26 protein-coding genes are annotated in these 22,981 nt (G+C 58.7%); 19 read left to right on the top strand and 7 right to left on the bottom strand.

Annotated elements, in window-relative coordinates; genetic code table 11:
- The first annotated feature begins 202 nt into the window (after window positions 1–202).
- The 11 genes from trbB to trbI are packed head-to-tail and all read left to right on the top strand — an operon-like array spanning window position 203 to window position 9,725.
- Window positions 203–1,168 carry a P-type conjugative transfer ATPase TrbB gene (gene trbB / locus GVL52_RS26085; protein ID WP_052821131.1) on the top strand — a complete coding sequence of 322 codons (966 nt, stop codon included), beginning with the start codon at window positions 203–205 and terminating at the stop codon, window positions 1,166–1,168.
- A complete protein-coding gene (locus GVL52_RS26080; RefSeq protein ID WP_015647763.1) occupies window positions 1,158–1,550 on the top strand; it encodes a TrbC/VirB2 family protein in 393 nt (130 codons plus the stop codon). Before trbB ends, GVL52_RS26080 begins: the two co-directional genes overlap by 11 nt.
- Entirely contained in the window at window positions 1,543–1,842 is a 300-nt protein-coding gene (locus GVL52_RS26075; RefSeq protein WP_015647762.1) for a conjugal transfer protein TrbD, read from the top strand. The genes GVL52_RS26080 and GVL52_RS26075 overlap by 8 nt, the downstream gene beginning before the upstream one ends.
- 10 nt (window positions 1,843–1,852) lie before the next feature.
- Window positions 1,853–4,288, top strand: a complete 2,436-nt coding sequence (locus GVL52_RS26070; protein ID WP_160012342.1) for a conjugal transfer protein TrbE — start codon at window positions 1,853–1,855, stop codon at window positions 4,286–4,288.
- Window positions 4,281–5,084, top strand: coding sequence for a P-type conjugative transfer protein TrbJ (trbJ, locus tag GVL52_RS26065; protein WP_160012329.1), 804 nt, complete (start codon window positions 4,281–4,283; stop codon window positions 5,082–5,084). Before GVL52_RS26070 ends, trbJ begins: the two co-directional genes overlap by 8 nt.
- Complete coding sequence (gene trbK, locus GVL52_RS26060) at window positions 5,078–5,254, top strand: entry exclusion protein TrbK (protein WP_160012328.1); 177 nt, start codon at window positions 5,078–5,080, stop codon at window positions 5,252–5,254. Before trbJ ends, trbK begins: the two co-directional genes overlap by 7 nt.
- A 4-nt stretch (window positions 5,255–5,258) precedes the next feature.
- A complete protein-coding gene (gene trbL, locus GVL52_RS26055) occupies window positions 5,259–6,440 on the top strand; it encodes a P-type conjugative transfer protein TrbL (RefSeq protein ID WP_160012327.1) in 1,182 nt (393 codons plus the stop codon).
- Window positions 6,441–6,461: 21 nt separating this feature from the next.
- The gene (locus tag GVL52_RS26050; protein ID WP_160012326.1) at window positions 6,462–7,124 is read left to right on the top strand and encodes a conjugal transfer protein TrbF; all 663 of its coding nucleotides are present in this window, start codon (window positions 6,462–6,464) and stop codon (window positions 7,122–7,124) included.
- A 15-nt stretch (window positions 7,125–7,139) separates the two neighbouring features.
- A complete protein-coding gene (gene trbG, locus GVL52_RS26045) occupies window positions 7,140–7,970 on the top strand; it encodes a P-type conjugative transfer protein TrbG (protein WP_160012325.1) in 831 nt (276 codons plus the stop codon).
- 3 nt (window positions 7,971–7,973) lie between these two features.
- A complete protein-coding gene (gene trbH, locus GVL52_RS26040; protein ID WP_070149945.1) occupies window positions 7,974–8,417 on the top strand; it encodes a conjugal transfer protein TrbH in 444 nt (147 codons plus the stop codon).
- Window positions 8,418–8,429: 12 nt separating this feature from the next.
- Window positions 8,430–9,725 carry an IncP-type conjugal transfer protein TrbI gene (gene trbI / locus GVL52_RS26035; protein WP_160012324.1) on the top strand — a complete coding sequence of 432 codons (1,296 nt, stop codon included), beginning with the start codon at window positions 8,430–8,432 and terminating at the stop codon, window positions 9,723–9,725.
- 40 nt (window positions 9,726–9,765) lie between these two features.
- Here trbI and GVL52_RS26030 read toward each other — a convergent pair whose 3' ends face one another.
- Together GVL52_RS26030 and GVL52_RS26025 are read right to left on the bottom strand one after the other, a co-directional pair.
- Window positions 9,766–10,428 (bottom strand): acyl-homoserine-lactone synthase, encoded by a 663-nt coding sequence (locus tag GVL52_RS26030; protein ID WP_160012323.1) that lies wholly within the window; start codon window positions 10,426–10,428, stop codon window positions 9,766–9,768.
- Between the two features lie 117 nt (window positions 10,429–10,545).
- Window positions 10,546–11,205, bottom strand: coding sequence for a LuxR family transcriptional regulator (locus GVL52_RS26025; RefSeq protein WP_244619287.1), 660 nt, complete (start codon window positions 11,203–11,205; stop codon window positions 10,546–10,548).
- A gap of 614 nt (window positions 11,206–11,819) precedes the next feature.
- Here GVL52_RS26025 and GVL52_RS26020 point away from each other — a divergent pair.
- A complete protein-coding gene (locus GVL52_RS26020; protein WP_160012321.1) occupies window positions 11,820–12,119 on the top strand; it encodes a transcriptional repressor TraM in 300 nt (99 codons plus the stop codon).
- A gap of 14 nt (window positions 12,120–12,133) precedes the next feature.
- On the opposite strand, the gene traR is transcribed toward GVL52_RS26020, so the two are convergent.
- Window positions 12,134–12,838, bottom strand: a complete 705-nt coding sequence (traR, locus tag GVL52_RS26015; protein ID WP_160012320.1) for a transcriptional regulator TraR — start codon at window positions 12,836–12,838, stop codon at window positions 12,134–12,136.
- A gap of 303 nt (window positions 12,839–13,141) precedes the next feature.
- Between traR and GVL52_RS26010 the strand changes: the two genes are divergently transcribed.
- Both GVL52_RS26010 and GVL52_RS26005 read left to right on the top strand, forming a co-directional pair.
- Window positions 13,142–13,393, top strand: a complete 252-nt coding sequence (locus GVL52_RS26010; RefSeq protein WP_018326249.1) for a hypothetical protein — start codon at window positions 13,142–13,144, stop codon at window positions 13,391–13,393.
- Window positions 13,390–13,788 (top strand): type II toxin-antitoxin system VapC family toxin, encoded by a 399-nt coding sequence (locus GVL52_RS26005; RefSeq protein ID WP_160012319.1) that lies wholly within the window; start codon window positions 13,390–13,392, stop codon window positions 13,786–13,788. Before GVL52_RS26010 ends, GVL52_RS26005 begins: the two co-directional genes overlap by 4 nt.
- Window positions 13,789–13,896: 108 nt before the next feature.
- Here the strand turns inward: GVL52_RS26005 and GVL52_RS26000 are convergent, their stop codons facing one another.
- From GVL52_RS26000 to traA, 4 genes are read right to left on the bottom strand one after another with little or no spacing between them, the layout of a single operon-like run.
- A complete protein-coding gene (locus GVL52_RS26000) occupies window positions 13,897–14,505 on the bottom strand; it encodes a TraH family protein (RefSeq protein ID WP_160012318.1) in 609 nt (202 codons plus the stop codon).
- 17 nt (window positions 14,506–14,522) lie between these two features.
- On the bottom strand, window positions 14,523–15,689 hold the full coding sequence (locus GVL52_RS25995; RefSeq protein WP_160012317.1) for a conjugal transfer protein TraB: 1,167 nt from the start codon (window positions 15,687–15,689) through the stop codon (window positions 14,523–14,525).
- Window positions 15,679–16,245 carry a conjugative transfer signal peptidase TraF gene (gene traF / locus GVL52_RS25990; RefSeq protein ID WP_160012316.1) on the bottom strand — a complete coding sequence of 189 codons (567 nt, stop codon included), beginning with the start codon at window positions 16,243–16,245 and terminating at the stop codon, window positions 15,679–15,681. Before traF ends, GVL52_RS25995 begins: the two co-directional genes overlap by 11 nt.
- Window positions 16,242–19,565 (bottom strand): Ti-type conjugative transfer relaxase TraA, encoded by a 3,324-nt coding sequence (traA, locus tag GVL52_RS25985; RefSeq protein WP_160012315.1) that lies wholly within the window; start codon window positions 19,563–19,565, stop codon window positions 16,242–16,244. Before traA ends, traF begins: the two co-directional genes overlap by 4 nt.
- A gap of 250 nt (window positions 19,566–19,815) precedes the next feature.
- On the opposite strand from traA, the gene traC reads away from it, so the two are divergent.
- From traC to GVL52_RS25960, 5 genes are all read left to right on the top strand, one after another.
- Window positions 19,816–20,112: a conjugal transfer protein TraC gene (gene traC / locus GVL52_RS25980; RefSeq protein ID WP_046797659.1), complete on the top strand. Its 297-nt coding sequence runs from the start codon at window positions 19,816–19,818 to the stop codon at window positions 20,110–20,112.
- 4 nt (window positions 20,113–20,116) lie between these two features.
- On the top strand, window positions 20,117–20,332 hold the full coding sequence (traD, locus tag GVL52_RS25975) for a type IV conjugative transfer system coupling protein TraD (RefSeq protein ID WP_160012314.1): 216 nt from the start codon (window positions 20,117–20,119) through the stop codon (window positions 20,330–20,332).
- Window positions 20,319–22,256 (top strand): Ti-type conjugative transfer system protein TraG, encoded by a 1,938-nt coding sequence (traG, locus tag GVL52_RS25970; protein WP_160012313.1) that lies wholly within the window; start codon window positions 20,319–20,321, stop codon window positions 22,254–22,256. Before traD ends, traG begins: the two co-directional genes overlap by 14 nt.
- Before the next feature lie 28 nt (window positions 22,257–22,284).
- The gene (locus tag GVL52_RS25965) at window positions 22,285–22,482 is read left to right on the top strand and encodes a hypothetical protein (RefSeq protein WP_070149936.1); all 198 of its coding nucleotides are present in this window, start codon (window positions 22,285–22,287) and stop codon (window positions 22,480–22,482) included.
- Between the two features lie 174 nt (window positions 22,483–22,656).
- Window positions 22,657–22,977, top strand: a complete 321-nt coding sequence (locus tag GVL52_RS25960; RefSeq protein WP_081341790.1) for a WGR domain-containing protein — start codon at window positions 22,657–22,659, stop codon at window positions 22,975–22,977.
- The last annotated feature ends 4 nt before the right edge of the window (window positions 22,978–22,981 follow it).

The raw sequence follows: 22,981 nt of genomic DNA, 5'->3' as shown, positions 1-22,981 counted from the left end.
GACATTTCATCGCTATCGTCCATGTCCTTTCTTTCCTCAGATTTTTCCGCCCTTTTCTGAGGCGACCCAGAAGCCCCTTGAGAGAATCGATGGGAACCTGACGGAATCACCTCACGCAGGCGACCCACAAATTTGTACGTGGACATCAAAGCGTGGCGCGGCTCTTTTCCCTCACAAACCAATCAGCGAGGAGAAAGCTGCAATGCTTCAGTCGCATTCCCGCCTTGTGCGCAAGCTTCAAGAAGCACTGGGCGATCGTTTATGTATCGCCCTCGACGACCCTGGCGTCGTCGAGATCATGCTCAACCCGGACGGTAAAGTTTTCATCGAGCGGTTAGGGCAGGGCATTGCGCCCGCGGGTGAGATGGCTGCGACAGCAGCGGAAACAATCATCGGCTCCGTCGCACACGCTCTACAATCTGAGGCGGACGATGAGCGGCCGATCATTTCGGGCGAACTTCCCATTGGCGGACACCGCTTTGAAGGGTTGCTGCCCCCGGTTGTCGCGTCCCCAACGTTCACGATCAGGCGCAGAGCCTCCAGGCTGATCCCACTCGACGACTATATCGCTGACAAGGTGATGACTGAAGCGCAAGCCACAGTGATCAGGAGCGCAATCGCGAATCGGCTCAATATCGTGATCGCGGGTGGAACGGGCTCGGGCAAAACGACTCTCGCCAATGCCGTGATCGCTGAAATCATAGCCTCAGCGCCGGACGACCGCATGGTCATTCTTGAAGATACTGCGGAAATCCGGTGTGCGGCAGAGAATGCGGTGTGCCTGCATACCAGTGACACGATCGATATGGCGCGACTGCTCAAGAGCACCATGCGCCTCCGTCCCGACCGCATCATCGTTGGCGAAGTCCGCGACGGCGCCGCACTAACGCTGCTGAAAGCCTGGAATACTGGCCATCCCGGTGGCGTCACCACCGTCCACTCCAATACCGCCATGTCCGCCTTGCGTCGTCTGGAGCAACTGACCGCCGAGGTCAGCCAGCAACCGATGCAGGCTGTGATCGGCGAGGCCGTTGATCTTGTCATCTCGATCGAGCGCGCGGGGAGGGGGAGACGGGTACGAGAGGTCATCAATGTCGAGGGCTTCAGCGGTAGCCGGTACCAGACCGAACATTACGCTCAAATTGATGAGGACATTCATGCTGCATAATCGCTCTTTTCGCCTCGGACTGCTCGCTGCGATGTTTTGCGCGGCGCTTGCCGCGCCAGCCCTTGCCAGTTCCGGTGGGAGTCTTCCCTGGGAGGGGCCGCTTGAACAGATTCAGGAATCCATCACTGGGCCAGTCGCAGGAGCAATTGCCCTCGCCGCCATGGCGATCGCCGGCGGAATGCTGATCTTCGGCGGCGAGCTCAACGATTTCGCGCGACGACTCGTCTACATCGTACTGGTCGCCGGTATCCTGCTGGGGGCGACGACGATTGTCGGACTGTTCGGTGCGACCGGCGCGTCGATCGGCATCACTGCCACAAGTTTGCCAGGGACCGTTTCCCAGCCGATGTCCGTTGCAAGAGGGGAGGGGGCCAATGGGTGAGCCGCATTCCGCTCTCCAACGCAATCGCATTCACCGCGCTCTTTCACGACCGAATCTGCTGATGGGGGCAGACCGAGAGCTCCTGCTTGTCACAGGGCTGGTGGCGATCATCCTGATCTTCGTCGTGCTTACCCTGTATTCAGCGCTGTTCGGCATCGCCATCTGGTTCGTGATCGTCGGCGCACTGCGCATGATGGCAAAATCCGATCCCCTCATGCGTCATGTCTACGTGCGGCATTTGCGCTACCGGCATCACTACCTGCCCACGTCTTCGCCGTGGCGGCGTTTTTAGAGGTGCAATGATGGTCGCTTTGCGTTCCCTTCGCCCGTCTGCACCGTCGTTCGCCGATCTCGTGCCCTATGCCGGACTGGTCGACAATGGGATCATTCTTCTCAAGGACGGAAGTCTCATGGCGGGGTGGTATTTTGCCGGCCCTGACTCCGAGAGCGCCACGGATTTCGAGCGCAACGATCTGTCCCGTCAGATCAATACGATCCTTTCACGGCTAGGTTCCGGCTGGATGATCCAGGTCGAGGCCGTGCGCATCCCAACGACTGACTATCCTTCTGCGGAACGCAGTCATTTCCCCGATGCTGTCACTCGAATGATCGATGATGAGCGGCGCAAGCACTTCGAACAAGAGCGCGGGCATTTCGAGAGCCGGCATGCGCTCGTCCTGACATATCGCCCTCCCGAGCGCCGGCGATCTGGCGTCACGCGTTATATCTACTCGGACACTGAGAGCCGGACGGCGACCTATGCCGACACGGTGCTCGACAGTTTCAGGCGCTCCACGCGAGAGATTGAGCAATACCTCGGCAACGTCATCTCCATTGAGCGTATGCGGACGCGTGAGGTGCCGGAACGCGGTGGCACCCGCATTGCCCGCTACGATGAGCTGTTCCAGTTCATCCGGTTCTGCATCACCGGTGAAATCCACCCAGTCCGTCTACCTGAGATTCCCATGTATTTGGACTGGCTGGCGACCGCGGAGCTAGAGCACGGCCTAACCCCGAAAGTCGAAAGCCGTTTCCTGGGCGTGATTGCGATCGACGGTTTGCCGGCCGAGAGCTGGCCAGGCATCTTGAATCGCCTCGATCTCTTGCCGCTCACCTATCGCTGGTCGTCGCGCTTTATCTTTCTGGATGCTGAGGAAGCAAAGCAGCGGTTGGAGCGCACGCGCAAGAAATGGCAGCAAAAAGTACGGCCGTTTTTCGACCAACTTTTCCAGACGCAAAGCCGATCCGTTGACCAGGACGCAATGGCCATGGTCGCGGAAACTGAAGACGCGATCGCCGAGGCATCTTCACAGCTGGTCGCCTATGGCTACTACACGCCGGTGATCATTCTATTCGACGAGAGCAGAGAAAATCTTGCCAATAAAGCCGAGTCCGTTCGACGGCTAATCCAGGCTGAAGGATTTGGGGCGCGGATCGAGACGTTGAATGCGACGGACGCGTTCCTCGGGAGCCTGCCAGGCAACTGGTACTGCAACATCCGGGAACCGCTGATAAACACCCGCAACCTCGCAGACCTGATCCCTCTCAATTCCGTCTGGTCGGGCAGTCCGCTTGCGCCCTGCCCGTTTTATCCACCCGACGCGCCGCCACTGACACAGGTGGCTTCCGGATCGTCACCCTTCCGACTGAACCTTCACGTGGATGATGTCGGGCATACGCTTATTTTCGGACCAACCGGTTCCGGCAAGTCAACGCTTCTCGCGCTCATCGCAGCGCAATTTCGCCGGTATAAGGGTGCGCAGGTTTTCGCCTTCGACAAAGGCAACTCTATTCTGCCGCTGACGCTGGCCGTGGATGGCAATCACTATGAAATCGGCGGCGAGGCAGGAGAGGGGGCTAAGCTTGCCTTTTGCCCTCTCTCCGATCTCTCGACCGATACCGACCGCGCCTGGGCTTCCGAATGGATCGAAACACTCGTCTCCCTGCAGGGTGTCACGGTCACCCCGGACCACCGAAACGCCATATCTCGGCAGATCGGTTTGATGGCGGGGGCGCCAGGCCGGTCGCTGTCGGATTTTGTGAGTGGCGTTCAGATGCGGGAGATCAAGGACGCGTTGCACCACTATACTGTTGACGGCCCCATGGGCCAGCTTCTCGACGCTGAACAGGATTCGCTGACCCTCGGTCAATTCCAGTGCTTCGAGATCGAGCAACTGATGAATATGGGCGAGCGAAATCTCGTGCCAGTGCTGACCTATCTGTTTCGACGTATCGAAAAGCGGCTAACGGGGGCACCAAGCCTTATCATTCTCGATGAGGCGTGGCTGATGCTCGGTCACCCGGTTTTCCGCGACAAGATCCGCGAGTGGCTGAAGGTGCTGCGAAAGGCAAACTGCGCCGTCGTTCTTGCCACTCAATCAATTTCGGACGCAGAGCGTTCGGGCATCATCGATGTCCTGAAGGAATCCTGCCCAACCAAGATCTGCCTCCCGAATGGGGCTGCCCGCGAGTCCGGGACACGGGAATTCTATGAGCGCATCGGCTTTAATCCTCGCCAGATCGAAATCGTCGCAGCCGCTATTCCAAAGCGGGAATATTACGTGACGTCGCCGGACGGACGCCGTCTTTTTGATATGGCGCTGGGGCCGCTCACCCTCTCCTTCGTCGGTGCTTCCGGCAAAGCCGACCTCGCTCGGATCCGGGAACTTCTCTCAACCTTCGGCAAAGACTGGCCAACCCAATGGCTCAATGAAAGAGGGATCAATCGCTATGCTTGACCATATCCTATCGCTCAGAAGAAAATCCGCCACCGCTGTCGTGGCAGCTTTTGCAGTCTGCGCTTCGGCACCAGCATTTGCCGGCTCAGCGACGGGCGCTGCAACCGAGTGGACACAGCTTGCCAACAATGCACAGCTCGTCGACCTCCTTAAAAGCTCCGGCCTGCAAGTCGACAATCAGCTGACACAGATCAGTCAGCTGGCCGAGCAGATCCAAAACCAGCTGAACATCTACGAAAACATGCTGCAAAACACGGCGCAGCTGCCCGATCACATCTGGGGCCAAGTCGAAAACGACCTCAACCAGCTCCGGGATGTCGTCGATCAAGGACAGAGCATCTCTTTCTCGATGGGGAGCGCAGATGATGTGCTGAAGCAGCGCTTTCAATCCTATGCTGAGCTACAGACTGCCGCCGCCAACGGGACAGACCTGTCCTCGAGCTATGCCAGTTGGTCAGATACCAACCGCGACACCATCGCCAGCACGCTCAAGGCTGCAAGCCTGACGGCTGACCAGTTCGACAGCGAGGAGGACACGATGGACTCGCTCCGAAACATGTCGGAATCGGCCGATGGTCAAATGAAAGCTCTCCAGGTTGGCCACGAAATTGCGGCGCAGCAGGTCGCGCAAACGCAAAAGCTGCGTGGTCTAGTATCCCAGCAGATGACGATGATGGGGACGTGGTTGCAAAGCGAGCAGACCGACAAGGATCTCGCGCAGGCAAGACGGAAGGAATTCTTCAGCGGCGCAGCACCGTCCACCTCCGGCGGCGAGAAGATGAAGGTGGAATGGTGAGAACGAAGCTAATCTTGATCGCAATCGCAACGTCGCTCGCCATTGGCAGTGCCGGTCTATGGTTCTTGATTCCCGAGAAACAGGGCGCGCAGAACCGACGCGCAACGTTTTTCGGCTCGTCGAAGACCTACCCGACTTCTGGCGGAGAGAAGATGAAGGTCGAATGGTGAACCGATGACAATTTCCAACAGCGAACTTCGGGTCGCTCTGCTAGTTGTCACACTACCTGTCGTGATTGCTCAGCCGGCTCTTGCACAGGAAGGCTCTGTTCTAACTTCTCTTCAGACCCAGATTACAAGTGCGGCCAAAGGGTGGGAGACCACCGTGATGGACGCAGCGAAATCTCTCTTCTGGATTCTCGCCACTATTGAAATCGGAATTGCTGCTGTTTGGTTGGCATTGCAGGCCGCATCACTGGACAGCTGGTTCGCCGAGCTCGTCAGGCGGATCCTGTTTGTGGGATTCTTTGCCTTCGTGCTGACGCAAGGACCGACATTCGCCAAAGCCGTGGTGGACAGTCTTTTTCAGATCGGCGCCGGTGGAGGTACGGCCTCACCTGCAGACGTCTTCAATGCCGGTCTGACGGTAGCAACGAAGATGTCAGCCAAAGTGCAATTCGGGCTTTTCGAGGATAATGCACTGGCGATATCGGCCGCATTTGCAATGGTCGTGACGGTGATCGCATTTTCTCTCGTCGCAGCAATCTTTGTCTCCGTCATGGTCGAGATGTATCTTGGACTTCTCGCCGGGATGATCATGCTTGGGCTTGGCGGCTCGTCGTTCACCAAGGATTTTGCTGTCCGATATCTGGTTTACGCGTTTTCGGTTGGCATGAAACTGATGGCGCTCGTCATGATCTCCCGCATTGGTTCCGAGGTACTAATCGGGCTCGCCAACGAACCGAATATCGGTGATCAATTTCAGACCGCACTTGCGATCGCCGGCATCGCCGTCGTGGTGTTCATCATCGCGATGTATGTGCCGAACATTATCCAAGGCGTCGTTCAGGGAGCGTCCGTCACTGGCGGCATGGAGACCATTCGTCATGGCGGCCAGGCTGCGTCGTTCGCTGCCGGCGCCGCCTTTCTTGCGGCTGGCGCTGCGGGGGCAGGATATGCCGCAGCACAATCGGCTCGGGCCGCGGGATCTTCGACCGCCGGCGCTACTCTTCGCGGGATTGGTGCAAGCTTTGGTTCAGGAGCACAGGCCGCAGGATCCGCGGCCAAGGAGAAGGCGATCGGGTCACCCGGTGCCTATGCCGGCTCCATCCTTGGCCTGGCGAACGCGAAGCTCGACCAGGCTCGTGGCAAAGGAGCCTCACCCGGTCAGCCGCCGGAGCGGCAGGACAAATCGTAAATTCAAGACAGGGAACACAATATGGCAGCGCAACGCGCCCCCGAGAACCCGTACCTTGCCGCGAGGCAGGAATGGTCGGAACGATACGGCTCTTACGTGAGGGCGGCCTCGGCATGGCGGACGGTCGGCATCTTGAGCCTTGGCATGGCGGCAATCGGTTTCGGCTACTCGCTGTATCTGAGCACGCAGGTCAAACTCGTGCCGTACATCGTCGAGGTCGACAAGCTCGGAAACACCGTCTCGGCAGGATTTCCGCAGCAGATCGAATATGCTGATGCCCGGGTCATCCGGGCCACGCTCGGCGGTTTTATCACCAGTTTCCGCTCCATCACGCCTGATGCCGTCGTCCAGAAACAATACATCGACAGGACCTATGCACTTCTTCGGACAAGCGATCCATCGACCCAGAAGGTCAATGCCTGGTTCCGGGGCAACTCGCCATTCGAAAAGGCTGTGAAAGCGACCGTCGCCATCGAGGTGAACAACATCGTCGCGCTGTCGAACCAGACCTATCAGATCGACTGGACTGAGTACGAACGGGACCGCAAGGGCAAGGAAATCGCGACACGCCGATTTCGCGGCATAGCCACGGTGGCGATCACCGCGCCCCAGGACGAGGCAACGATCCGGCTCAATCCCATCGGCCTCTATGTCAAGGACTTCGACTGGACCGCGCAACTGTAAGGGCAGGGGACTTCAATGAATACAAGGTTAGAGCGGGCAGCGCTTTGCTGCATGACCGCACTTGCGCTTTTGATCACGGCGACGACAACGGGCTTTACCCAGAACCTGACAACGAATGAGGCCAAGGGAACCACGCTCTCCAACAAATGGCGTGGGCAGCGGGGACTGGTGACGACGGGAGCCGACGGAAAGGTCATCTTCCTGTTCGGTGAGACGCAGCCTTCTGTCGTCTGCTCACCTTTACAGGTCTGCGACATCGAGCTTCAGGGTGGGGAGATTGTGCGCGACGTTCTTGTCGGCGACACCGTGCGCTGGAAAATCGAGCCCGCAACATCCGGTGCTGCCGGCGGACAGGCAATTCACCTGATAGTCAAACCGTCTGAGGCCGGGCTGGTCACATCGATGGTCGTGACGACGTCGAGGCGCACTTATCATATTCAGCTCAAATCGCATCCAAGCCAGTACATGGCCCGCGTTGGTTTCGAGTATCCGGAGGAGGCCGCGACGAGATTGTCCGACATCAACGCTCGCATTCAGACGATGACCAATGCCGACGGCGGCGTGCCGCCAGAGCAACTTGCCTTCGCCTATTCACTGAGCGGCAGCGCGCCCTGGAAGCCGAAGCGCGTCTATTCAGATGGACAGAAGACCTACATACAGTTTCCGCGAGCACTCTCTGGTCAGGATGCGCCGGTCCTCTTCGTGGTCTCTGGCGGGCAAAACCGGATCGTAAACTACCGGATGAAGAACGACATGATGATTGTCGATTACAACATCGACAAGGCTGTCCTTGTTTCGGGCGTCGGCTGGCGTCAGCAGAAAATCACCATCCGGCGGGGAGGCTGATCGATGCGCCTTTGCGTTCTTCCTTTTGCTGCTGGCGTTCTTCTCTCTGGTTGCCAGACCGGAACAGACGCGCTTTCGACGAGCGCCGCGCCTTCGACGGTAACCGGCCCCGCCGCAAGCGCGATCGCTGGCGACATAGCTGGGCGTTATGCCGAGCAGGCAGGGTCAACCGTCACACCGATCAGGCTTCACAGCGACGCATCGGAGTTCTCGACCGCGCTCGAGGCCGCGTTAAATGGGTGGGGTTTCACTGTCGTGACGGATGACAAGGCACGCTCCGTCAAAGATACCGCCAAACCGATCGAGCTGGCATATTCGTTGATCGACGTTGATGGACAGGTGCTAGTGAGGCTTTCCAGCGAGACACTCGAGCTTGGGCGGGCCTATTCGGTGTCATCTGGTGGCGCCACGCCGGCGAGCCCGCTTTCATTAATGAAGCGAAACTGAGGAGAGACAGATATGGTCCAGTCGCTCCAGCTCGGCAATCCGAGCAGCGCCTCGCAGGAAAAGGGCATGAAACGGCTCAATCGCCTGCCGGTGTTCTTTGGTATCGGTATCGCAGTCGTCGTCGCCGGTGTCCTTGTCTACGGCATCTCATCCCGGGGACTACGTTTCGGCGACAGAATTCCGGATGAAGCAGGCTCGAACGTCCCGGCATCGACCTTCGCTGATCAGATGAAGCGCGGGGTGAAAGACGGCATCATCGGGGATCGCGAAGAGCAGCCCGTATTCCAGCCCACGCCTGCAACCCAGACAAAGGTGGAGGCCAAGCCGATTGAAGAGGAGCAGATAAAGCAGCAGGCACGGGAAGAGCGCCGACCGCGAATGGAGTCGGAAGAAGAATGGTTGGCCCGACTTCGCCGCGAGCAGCGCGAACAAGTCCTGCGTGAACAGCAGCGACAGCGGATGGCCAGCCTTCAGGCCCGTGCGACTGCATTTGACTCGCCGCTGAAGGTCAAAATCTCGGAGTTGGGAAATATCTCCAACGACACCAGGACAACAGACCGGAAGCCGGCCACCAATAACGGTGCCTCTGATCTCTACGCCGCTGCCATGAAATCAGGTTTGATGGGGCAGAATGCCGATCCAAATGGACAGACTTCGAAGGAAGATTTCTTCAACGCCGACATCAAGGATCTCGGCTACTTGCCGAACCAGGTTGTACCCCAGCAGTCGCGCTATGAATTGAAGCGCGGCTCGGTCATCCCTGCGACCATGATTACCGGTATCATTTCCGATTTGCCGGGCCGGATCACAGCGCAGGTGAGCCAGCACATCTACGACAGTGCCACAGGGCATTTTCTTCTCATTCCGCAGGGTACCAAATTACTCGGCCGCTATGACAGCAAGGTCTCGTTTGGCCAAAGCCGCGTTCTGGTCGTCTGGACGGATGTCATCTTCCCGAATGGCTCAACACTACAGATCGGTGGCATGGCTGGAACGGACTCGCAGGGCTATGGCGGGTTCTCTGATAAGGTCAATAATCACTATTTCCGCACCTTCGGTTCGGCGGCGCTTGTTGCACTGATTGGTACTGGCATCGATATGGCAGTTCCGGAGAGTTCCACCCTCGCCACACAGGATACAGCCTCTGACGCGGCACGCAGGAACTTTGCGGAGACCTTCGGCCGCGTCGCGGAGCAGACGATTTCCAAGAACCTGAATGTTCAGCCCACTATCCAGATCCGACCGGGCTACAAGTTCAACGTTCTCGTCGACCAGGATATTGTCTTTCCCGGAAATTATGGCGGTTGAGGCACACGTTGCCGCAACCGCCCTTTGGACAATTCCTGGGTCAGGCCGATATGCGCACGGTCTCGCTGTCCGCCTTTTTGTGCGGCCGATATCCTGCATAGAGGGGAGCCCCGACTCCGAGCGCCTGCTGCATGCGCGTGCGAACCTCCTCTGAAACTTCGAAAACACCGCAGCAAACCGGCGAGCGACCATAGCCGTTTGCGCGGCCAACCTCTTCAACGGCGAGCCCCGCCCGACGATAGACGCGCGCCAGGTGCGGCTCGTAGTTCGAGACCAGCGTCTCGATACCGTGCGACAATCCGCATTCGCACAACGCCAGCAACAGCATGCCGAAAGCCTTGCCCGTTTCCAGGTTCGCAAAGTCCTCGGAGAGTATTTCCTCATCGAGGCACATTCGCGTCCCTTCGTAGATTCCGGGTGCGATCAGGCTGGCACCCGCAAACGTGTCGCGGAAGACGTTGTAAAGAAGCGTCGGGCCGGTGGTTGGCATCAGCCGCAGCGTTCCGTAAAGGCGATCCGCGCGATCATTGCACCACATCAGGTAAGCCGGCCGCAGAGCATCGTACTCGTCGCGCTCGCAATCACCATCGATTGTCACGGCCCAACCGAGTTGATCGTGAAACACGCGTTTGCGCAGGCGAAATGCCTGATCCATGAGAGCCTGATAACGGGTGTATTGATGCGCTTGAACCAGAATGAACAAGGTTTATCTCCAGCTGTTGATCTTGGCTGGAAGATGCCGCCCGGCGGAGGAGCCAGATATTCCCGCATATGGTCAGACCCATATGCGGGTATTGTCAAAGGCTGGCGGGCGGTCGGCTCATATCGTGATCACGCGTAGCTTCAGGGCAAGAGTGGCCGCCGCCGAGATCGTGGCGCAACCGAGTTTTGTCCTCGCCGACTTGATGTAGCTGCGGGTCGTGTGATGCGAAAGGCCGAGAATAAGCCCGATATCTTTGTAATCTTTGCCGAGCGCGCTCCAGTACAGGCACTCACGTTCCCGCGGACTCAAGACCGGGATCGGATCGCTCGCTCCATGTAGCTCGAACACTGCCATCTGGTGGACGAGATACGCGAGATCGAGCCATTCACTCCGATGAGCACTGACCAGATCCTCCCAGTCTTCGGCGGTGGCGTTCGAATTCAAAGAGAGGATGGCACGACGGCCGGCTTTATCCGATATCGGGATGGAAAAGCCAAAGCGGCCGATCCCATGGCGTATTGCGTCCTCCAGAAACACCTGCATCTCGGGCGTGACGTCAAGTTCTCGCCAATCGAATGGCAGTTGGCGCAGAAAGCCCTCGCGCGCGACAGGATCGATGGTGACATAGCCCTTCAACAAATAGGTGGATACCCACGCATCCGGGTAGGTCGTGCGCACGAAAGGAGCATCAAAATCGCCGATCACAGTCGAAGCGAGATGGTAGGTTATGAAATCGACGCGATAAACCGACTGTATCAAATGGAGTGCTTCGGTCACCGCGCCCGCCTTTGCAAGGAGCTCCTTGACGTCAGAAAAATCGGCGAGAGGTCCTGTCAATATACGCTTCCTAAGCACTGCGGCCTGACAATCTGCCTCAGAGATCGAATGATCAGCCAAAGGAGTTCGGCAGCAATGCAGAACTTCATGGGATTGTGCCGTAACCTGATTGCTTTCTCGGTTCAAACGCAACTTCCCGGCGAGGATAGGCATTGCTATGCGGAGGTTAATTTAGTTCGACGATTGGACGAACCTTCGTTTCAGTTTGGACACCAAAACGACAGCGCCTCTAGGCTCCTTCTTCAATCGCTGCCGCGAGCCGACCTCGGACGCCAACAAATCTGCGGTGGCGCGGATGAGGTTAGGTCGCTATAAGCGCTGGTGAGGCAGTACGCGCTGCCTCCGGGCTTAGTAACCCGACGCATGCCGGTTTGGCGTCCGCCGTTAGGGCGCCGAATTCCTCGATCTATGGTCGGGGAGCCATGGACGTATGTCCAGGTTCCTCGGAACTAAAGGTCTATGGGCCGGCGCATGCTCGGTTACTAACTCCCCGATCGCCAGGGGTCAGGAACTATGCGGGGGCGCACCGCGCATTCCTGTTTTGGGAGTTGAACATGGACGCCAACGACCGATTGAATGGCGAGGCAGTCGATCTTAAGCCGCTGATAGGGCTCTTGCATGGGCTTCCGTCACCGCTCGTTGAGCGTCTCACGATCGATGCAATCCGCGAACATCGGGATCTATTGGAGCGGGCAGAAAATCTGTTCAATGAACTGCCGGCTGACGTTAAAGCCGGCAAGGAGCTTGTTAGCGATACCCATATTGCCTATCTCGAAGCAACCATCAGGATGCACGCGCAAATGTCGGCGCTGACCACCCTCCTGCACATTCTGGGCTATACGCCCAAGGTCTGACCCGCCAGATCAGCCTAAATCAGGCCGCGTCGTATAGCCAAAGCCACCACCTGCGCATGATTGGCCAGATTGTAGCGCGTTCTGACATCGTCAATCGCAGAGCGGACGCCAGCATACTTTGCCTGCTCCAGTTCAGCGATCACCTCGACCGTTTTGCCAAGCGACAGCCAGCGAATGTAGTTTACCTGCTTCGGCGTCAGGACGATCTTTTCCTCGATGGAGGGCGTGACCCGCATGTGCTCAAGACGCGTATGAAGCTGGGCGACCGCTGAGGCAGCCATAATCGCATCGATCTCCATATCACTGGCAAGCAAAGGCTTCGCCGATGCAAAGGTCAGCATGGACATCGCACCGTTGGCGGTGGCGACCGGGATGGAAACGCCCGAGCGAATGTTGAAATCAGCGGCTTTCGAAAAGAAGTTTTTCTGCTCTTTTGACAGCGAGCTCTTGTCGGCTTCGCCGGACCAGGCGAAAGCGCGCCTTACCAGCTGGGCCTGACGCATGACCGGATCGATGAACCGGTAGTCCAGCGTGTCATAGATTTTCTGCCAGTCGATATCGTAGTTGGAGACCGCATAGGTCTGCCCGGGACGAATGTTTACGAAGGCATAGCCCACAAAATCGAACCGATCAGCAAGATTGGCCAGGGCGCCCTTCACCATGGACTGATCGTTTCCGATCACGGTGATATCCAGCAGTTTCTCGACCCAGTTTGACATCCATACTCTCCCTGTAAATCGCACCCGTTGCGCGGTGGCGAAATGCGTCGGCAGTCAGAGGGACCGCGACGCGCGCGAACAGTGACCTGGTAAAGAATGAAGCATATTCAATCGCATAAGTTGACCATCACGGAATGGTTTTCTAAATCGTTTCCGCGAGATTGAAAACCTCGGAATTTGTTTATTCGCGGAAAACGTGTCGGGGTGTCGACCGACCGACCTCACTTTTCAGACAGTGCGGTCCATCCACCTGTTATTGTCTTTAAAAATGTCCTATATCTGGACTGTCATTAGAGAGAGACCATGTTGCAGCTCACACACGATACCGAACAGCTTGCCCGAAAGGTTGCGGCCCGTGTGGGCCGTAGACCGGATGATCTTATTCGCGCGGCGCTCGAACGTGAGGCTGCGGCGCTTGGCGTTTCCACTGATTTGCCTGTTCGCAACCGCATGACCGTCGAGCAGATGATGGCCGTCGGCGAAAAGGTCTCGGCGCTGCCGCTGTTTGACCCATCGTCGCCGAAAGAGATTCTCGACGACCTGAACGAACAATGATCGTCGTCGATTCCTCCGCAGTAGTCGCCATCCTCGAACGGGAAGACGACAGTGGTCTTTATGCTCGCGTAATTCAGGATGCCGACGATCTCACGATGTCGGCCGTCAACGCCCATGAATGTGCGGTCGTTCTACGACGCCGTAGAGGGCCGGAGGGTGAGCGAATCCTTTGGCTCTTTCTGACAGACAACGGCGTCCAGATCCTGCCCTTTGATGAGGAGCAGGCTCGAAGAGCTTCAGAGGCCTTCGGAAAGTACGGCAAGGGCATCGATGCGAAGGCCAGGCTTAACCTTGCCGACTGTGCCGCATACGCGCTCGCCAAAAGCCTTTCGGCGCCTTTGCTGTTCAAGGGAGATGACTTCATACACACCGATATCGAAGTCGCGGCACGGTAGGCATAAGTGTCCGCGCCGGGCTATCTTGACGCCCGAACTCCAAGTTCGGTGGATGGCCTTGACGAGCTCAGTGTCACGAATACACCGCCGGATTGCAGTGTTTGGGCGTTACTGCCCGCCGATCCGGGACAGATCGACCCGAATTCCCGCGGTTCCAACCTCCTTTTCGTCTGAGGGCTCCCCTTCGCTCTGGGAGGCGGTGGCATCAGCAGGTTTGTCTGCGGCATCCGAAGAAACTTCCTTCCGATCGACGATTGTACCACCTGGATCCTCCGCCTGAAACACGCTTTGCCCCTCGAACTGGCCGGTGTTCCAAGCGTAAACGGCATCTTCGAAGATCTGTGGAAGCACCTCTTTGCTCGTTGGGTTGCCATACCATTTAGCAACGATGCGCATGATCTTGGAAAACATCCTCGTCCCCATGCGAAGATTTTCGCAAGGTGCGATCAGATCTGGTTTCAGCTCGGACGCGTCCTTCACGCCGACACCCGCCGGGAACTGTGTGAGGCCCACACGCACGACGGCCTGTCCGACATACTGGCGTATGACCTCCATCGCCTCGTCTGGCGTCTTCGGTTTTGGTACAAGGATGAGCCGCCCTCCGGCTTTGACCGTGACAGCAAGCGGATCGCCCGGACCGACAGCGGACACGAACTGCTCGACGATGGCGGGTTTCAGGGAGGGATCGGCACATTCCGCGATAAAGGCAGCATCCATGACGAAGGCTCCAAAGTTCAGCTGTTGAAGGAAATCACAAGGGGAACGCCGAACAGAGCGGACCAGGCTTTGGCGCTCGCGCGCTGGATGGCAACAATGTTGCCACCCGTCGTCCACCAGCCATTGCCGATCAAAACGATCGCGTCGGGTCTATAAAGCATCGACTGGAGAATGGGCCACAGTACGAGCTGCTCGTAGCAGATAAGAGGCGCGATCTTTCGGCCAGCGACCTCGACGACAGGATTGGCCAAGAGGTTGGCGCGGGCGCCGCCGGTCTCTCCTGTCCATCGCTCCCATGGACGCCACATAGAAACCGGCACAGGCATGCGCTCGTGATAAAGGACACGTCCGCCACCCCCATCAATAGCCACCATCACATTGTCGTAGCCATTCGCTTCAATCACGGCCGCACCGGCGATTACCGTCACATCGGCCCCCAGCAATTCTTCCCGCCAGAGACGTTCAAGGGTTGGCGTCCAGAAGCCCAGCGCGCTCTCAGGCAGAACCACCACGGCTGCGCCAGATCCCGCAGCCTCCCGAACGAACGCGATCAGGTGGCGTTGACGTTCCAGCGAGCGGTCACGGCCGAGGCTTGCACCCATTTCAAGGTCGACACCACGCCACCCCTCCAGTAGAATCTGGTTTGTCCCCGATGCGGCGGACCAAAGCCATAGACCTGACAGGGTAATGGCGATAGCCGGCCCGATCCGGGTTACGAGACCGATCAGGCCGGCTGTCAACGCGAGCAGCCCCCACCATCCCCATCCCGGAAACAGAATGCCGGCCGCCGTCAACGGATGCGCCCAGCCGGTGATGCCGAGTGGCGGCAGACCGTTGAGAGCCAAGATGAGCAGATAGCGCCTTGCTTTTGCCGAGCCCGACCGCGCCGTCCAAAGCGCCGCATGGACAGCAACGAAAGACGATGCTGCCGCGACCCAGAAGCTGAGGCCGGCCCAGAGATCCACAGCAAAGAACTGTGCGACGCCCGACGGCAATCCTCGCGACGCCGCCAGGAAATAGCCGGCCGCGACTAGAGCTGCCGCGATCCGCGTCGGCGATCGTGCCCAAAGAAGCGGAAAGAAGGTTGCCGCAGGCAGCAGGAGCGCCTGGCCGCTCCAGCCGATCGTACCGACCACCACGGCAAGCGGGACGAGAACGGCAATCATCATGACCTCACGGCGCATAGGTCAACACCTCTTGTGCTAGACCGAGTACGCCGGATTGAGGCACCGGCCCGAAATACCGGGAGTCCCATGAGCCGATAAAGCCGGAATGCAAGTAAACCTCTCTGGCGCGCACCATTCCGCTTTGACCGTGCCGAAGAGACCGCCCCTGTGCGTCCTTCTCCATGATGCGGGAGCTGGGGATTGGTACGCCATCAATGGCGACACGATCGGTGATGTCCACGCGCTGTCCCGCCACCGCGATGACCGTCTTTATCAACGGTGCGAACCCACCGGGGCAAAGTCCCGGGCGGAGATATTCGCGCTGCCTCGCCTGGCGCATGGTGACATTGTCAGGCGGGCAGACGAAAACCGTATCCCCGGGCAAGACGGAGCGATTGAGCGGAACGATGCGCCAGAGGCCGAGCCGCTCACTCGGTGTCGTGTTGATGCGCAGACCACCAATCCAACCGGCGGCAAAGAGGACGCCCAACAGGCCGGCGGCGACGGATAACGTGACGCAGGCGCGGCGTCGCTGGCGAGGCATCGTGCCACTTTCAAGCATCATCATAATCATTTCAGGGAAAGCCCCTTGGTCTGGGTTTGCCGCGCTGTTTCAGCCTGCTTCAACGCCAGCGTGGTGCGCTCGTGCGCGGCGAGTTGCTGCACAGTGCGCATGCTGTTCCAGGCCGACTGCACTTCGCTTTTCTGCGACGGGTTCATCCCGGCCGTTATTTTGTGAAAGGTCTCGCCGTTTGCATCTTTTGCAGAGATCGGCAGCAGGCTGCGTTCTCCGAAACGCTCGGAAACAGCCTTGGCGAAGCCTTCAAGCTCAGCTTTCACGTTTCTGTCGGCCAGCGCATATTCGAGACCGGCGGGAAGATCGTTGCGATCGATCGCATCGCGGATCCGCTCAAGCGTTTGCTTGGCCGATGGCGAGAGGGCAGGGATGTCGATGGAGACCTTGAGACGGATTGCCCGCTCTTGCGCTTCATGCTTGCGCTCCGCCTCGACGCGCGCCGTCACATACCGCTCGAGGTTTCGCGCCAAGGCAGGCGCGTTGACAAGCGCCATGTCGCGCGCGGCCTTCTCATTCGCTCCGGCGAAGATGCCGGTCTTGCCCTTGAGCGCTCCAAACCTTTCCGGCTCAGCTGCGATCTTCGCAAGCGTTGTCTGCGCTCTTGCCGGATTTTTCAGCATGGCATCGACATTGACCGCCTTGAACGCGGTCTCCGGCTCGGCGAAGACTTGGATAAAGCGTGTCGTGACCTCCTGCCATTGCTTCTTCAAACCGGGATCGGCGACTAGGCGATCCTCAACGGCCTGGCCGATCGATTTCGGGAACGTCGTAATGCCTGATACCATCGGCTTGGCCTCCATGACGGGTTTCGAGGTCGTTTGAATGTTCGTGCGCTTGAGACCGAGCTGTGCGCCGCTCGTCGTCAGGCGGGCGGTGAGATCGAAGAGCTTCTGTTTCTGGCGCACGGTCCAGTCGAGGCGGTCGCGAACGAGGGTGCGCGCGACATTGACCAGATGCAGGCCGCGCGCGTCGGCGAAGCGAAGGGCCGCGCGATAGAAGGCGCCCTTTTCGTAGTCGAGCGTCGTTTCCTTTGCGCTCTTGCGCGATAGAAGCTCGGCCAGTCCGCCCGCCTTGGCGAAGGATCGCGAGCCATAATAGACGCCGAGATCCTCGCGATGACGGGTCATCGCCACATAAGTCAGGTGACGGTCGAGGGATAGCGAGGCCAGAACCTTGACCCTGTCGACGGTTGCGCCTTGGCTCTTATGGATCGTCGTCGCGTAACCATGATCGACGTTGTTGTAGAACCGCTGCTCTACGCTGATCGTCCGCCGGCGCTCGCCCTCGCCAATCTCGGCAACGATACGCCCCGGGGCGGCTTCCACGACCTTGGCCAGCATGCCGTTCTTGACGCCAAGCGAGCTTTCATTTTTGAGGAAGACGATCCGATCGCCGGCGGCGAAATGACGGATACCGTCTTCCGTCTTGAAGGCGTGACCGCCATCGACAAGCCCGCGCTCGACGAGCTTGGCGCGTGCCAGGGTATTGAGGATCCGCACGTCGCGGCGAAGGTGGGCTAGGATCAGCGATGACCGGGCCGGATCGTACTCACGGTTCCAATCGGAAATAAGGTTTTCGACGGCTTGCGACTTCAAGGTCGATCCCATCATCCGACCGTTTGCACTGTAGGATGCGACAGCCTTGGCGATGTTGCCGCGGGCGAGATCGAGCGAAGCGTCGCGCATCCATTGCTCGCGCTGGCGATAGATGGTTTCGAGTTTGGCGTAGCCGATGCGGTCAGTGATGGCGCGGAAGGCGGCACCTGCCTCGATCGGCTGCAACTGTTCGGGATCACCGATGAGAACGAGCTTTGCCCCGCGCACCGTTGCCTCTTCGACAAGCAGCGCCATCTGTTTCGAAGAGACCATGCCGGCTTCGTCGAGGACCATGACAGTCTTGTCGTCGAGTTGGTCGCGACCTTGGGCCCAGCGGAGTTCCCAGGAGGATAATGTGCGGGAAAGAATACCCGCTTCCTTTTCCAATCCTTCGGCCGCCTTCCCCGCCAGGGCGGCGCCAACGACACGATAGCCGGCCGCTTCCCAGGCCTCGCGCGCCGCCTTCATCATCGTGGTCTTGCCGGCGCCGGCGCGGCCGATCACGGTTGCAATCCGCTCAGGACCTGCAACATGCTCGATGGCCGTTTTCTGCTCATCCGAGAGGCGCTCATGGCGCTCGAACACCGCCTCGATGATCTTCTGACGGACGCCATGTGATGATCGCTGGGACAGCCAAATCGACCGGTTTGCCATCTCGGCCTCAAGGCGGATCATCTCACGCGTGGTGAACCGCGCCGGCGTACGCACGCCTGAGCTAAAGTCGATCCGCTCGCAGTCGAGACGCAGCACGTCCAGATGCTGCATGATCCGCGCCATCAAGTTCTGGAAGAGAGCTGCGTCGTCGACATAGCGATGGAGGACCTTCGCCACGTCCTGGTTGTCGAAAACGCTCTTCTCCCGGGTGATCAGATCGAGCACGATACCGGGATTGCGCTGGATGCGCCGGACATTGTCCGCGCGCCGCTCCTCCTGCAATTCGATCCGCTCGAGCTTCCGTGACCGGGCTGTGGCCGGCCCGTTTTCTGTTTGCGATTTTCGCTCGATGGCGGTGGCGCCGACCCCGATATGAATGGTCGGTGTCAGGTCGATACCCTGCTTTTCGAAGGATCGGCCATCGATGCGGATATCCAGCCCGGCAAGCACCAGGTGCCGGTTCTGCACAGCAAACCATCCATCACGAAAGGAATTGAAGTCCTCGGTGCCACCCGCCCAGAGTTCATAGATGATTTTGCCAGTGTCATTGCGAATGGGCTGGCCGTCTGGTCCAAGAACAGCAACCTTCTTGGCACCAAACCCGTCCCCGCTCAGAGGCCGCAATGTCGTCATCAGGTGGACATGCGGGTTTCCGGGTGCATCGTGATAGACCCAGTCCGCGACCATACCCTTCGACGTGATATGCTCGGCAACGAAGTCTCGCATCATCGCGATGTTCTGCTCGGAGGATAGCTCGATCGGCAGCGCGATGGTGACGTCCTTGGCAAGCTGGGCGTCGACCCGCTTCTCGAACACCTCGACCTTGTTCCAGAACGCTTCTGAGGCTCCCGAGACCGATCGATCGGCAATCATGGCGCGCAGCCAGTTTGGCGCATCGGCAGGGATCACAAACTCCTCGTGCAGAAGACCCTGCTTCCTGGTGTAGTCGATTGTGCGTGCTTCCCGCTCATACTCCATCCTGGCGCAGTGCCGGTAGGCCGCAGACAGCACTGCGCTGCGGCCAGAGCCACGGGCGACAATGCTAACTGAGAAATGCGGGACGGCCACGGGTGGAGCGCTCCTTCTTGCGAACGAAATCAACAGGTTGATCGCAAGAGGTGGCCCCGCCAGGGGGCAAAAGCAGAACGTCGCGTCAGCGACGTATAATTGCGCCCTTGGATCCGCTCTTGTCGAGCGGCGGGATCATTCGCCAAATGCTGACGTTTTGGCGAGGTACAAATTTGTACCTGTCCTGCCGGGGAAAAATCGAGGACTCTCATCCCACCATTCCACGGATATCACTGGAGATTGCATCCCGATGAAGAAGCCAACGTCGAAAATCCGCGAAGAACTTGCCCGCTTGCAGGAACAGCTGAAGCAGGCGGAAACGCGTGACGCCGAACGCATCGGCCGCATTGCGCTGAAGGCCGGACTTGGAGAGATCGAAGTCGACGACGCCGACCTTCAGGCAGCTTTCGAGGACGTTGCAAAGCGGTTTCGCGGAACGAAAGCCGGATCGAACGGAAAAGAAAAGGGTGCCGCTGGAGCGACCGGAACATCGTCGGCCACGTCGCTCAGTGCTGGCGCGGCTACGAGCCAGGCTGGCGAGGCTTGAGCGGATGCAGCGGCTGACCACGGCAGAGGCCAGAAAGAAAGATGCTCGCGAGAAGATCGAGTTGGGCGGCCTGATCGTCAAAGCCGGGATGCGCTATGAAAAGCGCGCGCTGTTGCTCGGTCTGTTGATCGAAGCGAAGACGAGGATCAAGGGCGATGAGGCGGAGCGATCCCGTCTGATCGCAATCGGCGCGGAGGCATTCGGCAATGACAGCGAATAAGATCCTGCTCGCCCTTGTCCCGCCGGCGATGATGATCGGCATTGCACTGACTTTGCCGGGGATCGAACAGTGGCTCGCGACGTTCGGAAAAACGGCGGAGGCGAAATTGCAGCTTGGCCGGATTGGCTTGGCACTTCCTTATGTGGCGAGTGCTGCGATCGCACTGATCTTTCTCTTTGGCGCCCAGGGATCGGTCAATATCAAGTCGGCAGGGTGGGGCGTCGCTGCCGGATCGGGCACCGTCATTGCACTCGCCATCGTTCGGGAAGGAATACGGCTTTCGCAATTTGCCGGAGAGTTGCCAGCGGTCCGGTCGATCCTGTCCTATATCGACCCGGCAACAATGACAGGTGCTACGGCAGCTCTGTTCTCCGGCATCTTCGCGCTGCGCGTAGCGGTGATCGGCAACGCCGCATTCTCGCGTTCCGAGCCGAAACGCATCCGCGGTAAACGCGCACTGCATGGCGAGGCGGAATGGATGAAACTGCCGGAGGCAGGGAAGCTGTTCGCAGAGGACGGCGGCATCGTCATCGGCGAGCGATATCGTGTCGATCGCGACAGCACGGCGGCACTCTCGTTTCGGACCGATATGCCTGAGACATGGGGCGCCGGGGGAAAGTCACCGCTGCTCTGCTTCGACGGTTCGTTCGGATCGTCACATGGCATCGTGTTCGCCGGCTCCGGCGGTTTCAAGACAACGTCGGTCACGATTCCCACGGCGCTGAAATGGGGCGGCACGCTGATCGTACTTGATCCATCCAATGAGGTGGCGCCGATGGTCAAGGCTCACCGGAGCGAAGCCGGCCGTGATGTAATCGTGCTCGACCCGAAAGATCCCGATATCGGGTTCAATGCCCTGGACTGGATCGGTCAGCATGGCGGGACGAAGGAAGAGGATATCGCTGCGGTCGCCTCGTGGATCATGAGCGAAAGCGGCCGCGCCAGCGGCGTACGGGACGATTTCTTTCGGGCATCCGGCTTGCAACTGCTGACGGCGATCATCGCCGATGTCTGCCTCTCCGGTCATACGGAAAAGCAGAATCAGACGCTGCGGACTGTGCGCATGAACCTCTCGGAACCGGAGCCGAAGCTGCGGGCGCGGCTTCAGGAAATCTACGACAACTCCGAGTCCGATTTCGTAAAGGAGAACGTGGCAGCGTTCGTGAACATGACGCCCGAAACCTTCTCCGGCGTCTATGCCAATGCGATCAAAGAAACCCATTGGCTGAGCTATCCGAGCTATGCCGGTCTCGTGTCCGGTTCGACCTTTTCGACCGATGACATCGCATCGGGAAAGACCGACGTGTTCGTCGCCCTGGATCTTAAAACGCTGGAGACCCATGGTGGTCTGGCAAGGGTGATCATCGGCTCATTCCTGAACGCCATCTATAATCGTGACGGGGCGATGCCGGGACGCGCTCTGTTCCTTCTCGACGAGGTCGCTCGCCTGGGTTTCATGAGGATCCTTGAGACGGCACGCGATGCCGGCCGCAAGTACGGGATCACGCTTCTGATGATCTATCAGTCGATCGGTCAGATGCGCGAAACCTATGGCGGACGCGACGCCACCAGCAAGTGGTTCGAAAGCGCGAGCTGGATCAGTTTCTCAGCGATCAACGATCCGGAGACCGCGGACTATATCTCCCGGCGTTGTGGAACAACGACAGTCGAGATCGATCAGGTCAGCCGGAGTTTTCAGGCGAGGGGTTCGTCACGAACCCGATCGAAGCAGCTGGCCAGCCGACCATTGATCCAGCCACACGAAGTCCTCCGCATGCGTGCCGATGAGCAAATTGTGTTCACCGGGGGAAATGCGCCGCTTCGATGCGGTCGCGCGATGTGGTTCCGGCGAGCCGACATGAAGTCCTGCGTTGGCGATAACCGCTTCCATGGAAAACGTGGACCTTTGGATATGAAGGTCTGAGGGACAACCCGGACCCGAAGATCGAGCGATGAGATATTGGGAAGCCTGCGAGGCACAGGTCACGGCAGAAGAGGCAATCGAAGAATGCCGCATCCATCAAATTGAGGCAATCGTTCGCGACAGCGATAGCGCTTTGGTGGATGTCATGACCGGTGATGTCATCGCTCATGCAGACGAGCAAGCCGACTATTGTGGCGCCGATATTCTCGGTTACCTGGGATACTGATCAGTGGAAGTCGGCTATCGCGGGAGGATCGTTACCGGGATCGGCGAAGACCACAGTTGGGCTTCGTTCGCTTCAGCGAATAGAGCCGTACGCCAAAGGCGGACCGCCCCGCGCTCCTTCTGTCCATACTTCACAAAACTGAATCGTTCCGCGACCATCGATTCACAACTCTCGTTGGACGCATGGGCCCGATTGCGCGATTCTCTCACCATGATCGCCCAGCCCTATCACCTTTATGTCGAACGCACGAATGCTGAGAAAAACATGGCGCGCTTCTATGCCATGTCGATCGAACCGACCCTCTTCGGAGAGGCCTGTCTTATGCGGCGCTGGGGACGCATCGGAACCAGAGGCCAGCTAAAGGTTCATCACTTCGAGCAAGAGAAAGACGCGGTTGAATTGTTCCTCGATCTCGTCAGGCAAAAACGCCACAGGGGATACCGTACAATCAACTCGGCTCAACATACGTACCGGGACAGCTTGCAGCGGCGTTAGCGCC

The sequence above is a fragment of the Rhizobium sp. 18055 genome, assembly GCF_902706285.1.
Lineage (GTDB): Bacteria > Pseudomonadota > Alphaproteobacteria > Rhizobiales > Rhizobiaceae > Rhizobium.
The sequence above is the reverse complement of the archived record's forward strand: the minus strand, read 5'-3'. Positions and strand labels throughout refer to the sequence as shown.

Bases quoted from the DNA above. Each gene is read 5' to 3' on its own strand.
- trbB (WP_052821131.1), top strand. From the start codon at position 203: ATGCTTCAGTCGCATTCCCGCCTTGTGCGCAAGCTTCAAGAAGCACTG.
- GVL52_RS26080 (WP_015647763.1), top strand. From the start codon at position 1,158: ATGCTGCATAATCGCTCTTTTCGCCTCGGACTGCTCGCTGCGATGTTT.
- GVL52_RS26075 (WP_015647762.1), top strand. From the start codon at position 1,543: ATGGGTGAGCCGCATTCCGCTCTCCAACGCAATCGCATTCACCGCGCT.
- GVL52_RS26070 (WP_160012342.1), top strand. From the start codon at position 1,853: ATGGTCGCTTTGCGTTCCCTTCGCCCGTCTGCACCGTCGTTCGCCGAT.
- trbJ (WP_160012329.1), top strand. From the start codon at position 4,281: ATGCTTGACCATATCCTATCGCTCAGAAGAAAATCCGCCACCGCTGTC.
- trbK (WP_160012328.1), top strand. From the start codon at position 5,078: ATGGTGAGAACGAAGCTAATCTTGATCGCAATCGCAACGTCGCTCGCC.
- trbL (WP_160012327.1), top strand. From the start codon at position 5,259: ATGACAATTTCCAACAGCGAACTTCGGGTCGCTCTGCTAGTTGTCACA.
- GVL52_RS26050 (WP_160012326.1), top strand. From the start codon at position 6,462: ATGGCAGCGCAACGCGCCCCCGAGAACCCGTACCTTGCCGCGAGGCAG.
- trbG (WP_160012325.1), top strand. From the start codon at position 7,140: ATGAATACAAGGTTAGAGCGGGCAGCGCTTTGCTGCATGACCGCACTT.
- trbH (WP_070149945.1), top strand. From the start codon at position 7,974: ATGCGCCTTTGCGTTCTTCCTTTTGCTGCTGGCGTTCTTCTCTCTGGT.
- trbI (WP_160012324.1), top strand. From the start codon at position 8,430: ATGGTCCAGTCGCTCCAGCTCGGCAATCCGAGCAGCGCCTCGCAGGAA.
- GVL52_RS26020 (WP_160012321.1), top strand. From the start codon at position 11,820: ATGGACGCCAACGACCGATTGAATGGCGAGGCAGTCGATCTTAAGCCG.
- traR (WP_160012320.1), bottom strand. From the start codon at position 12,838: ATGTCAAACTGGGTCGAGAAACTGCTGGATATCACCGTGATCGGAAAC.
- GVL52_RS26010 (WP_018326249.1), top strand. From the start codon at position 13,142: ATGTTGCAGCTCACACACGATACCGAACAGCTTGCCCGAAAGGTTGCG.
- GVL52_RS26005 (WP_160012319.1), top strand. From the start codon at position 13,390: ATGATCGTCGTCGATTCCTCCGCAGTAGTCGCCATCCTCGAACGGGAA.
- GVL52_RS26000 (WP_160012318.1), bottom strand. From the start codon at position 14,505: ATGGATGCTGCCTTTATCGCGGAATGTGCCGATCCCTCCCTGAAACCC.
- GVL52_RS25995 (WP_160012317.1), bottom strand. From the start codon at position 15,689: ATGCGCCGTGAGGTCATGATGATTGCCGTTCTCGTCCCGCTTGCCGTG.
- traF (WP_160012316.1), bottom strand. From the start codon at position 16,245: ATGATTATGATGATGCTTGAAAGTGGCACGATGCCTCGCCAGCGACGC.
- traC (WP_046797659.1), top strand. From the start codon at position 19,816: ATGAAGAAGCCAACGTCGAAAATCCGCGAAGAACTTGCCCGCTTGCAG.
- traD (WP_160012314.1), top strand. From the start codon at position 20,117: ATGCAGCGGCTGACCACGGCAGAGGCCAGAAAGAAAGATGCTCGCGAG.
- traG (WP_160012313.1), top strand. From the start codon at position 20,319: ATGACAGCGAATAAGATCCTGCTCGCCCTTGTCCCGCCGGCGATGATG.
- GVL52_RS25965 (WP_070149936.1), top strand. From the start codon at position 22,285: ATGAGATATTGGGAAGCCTGCGAGGCACAGGTCACGGCAGAAGAGGCA.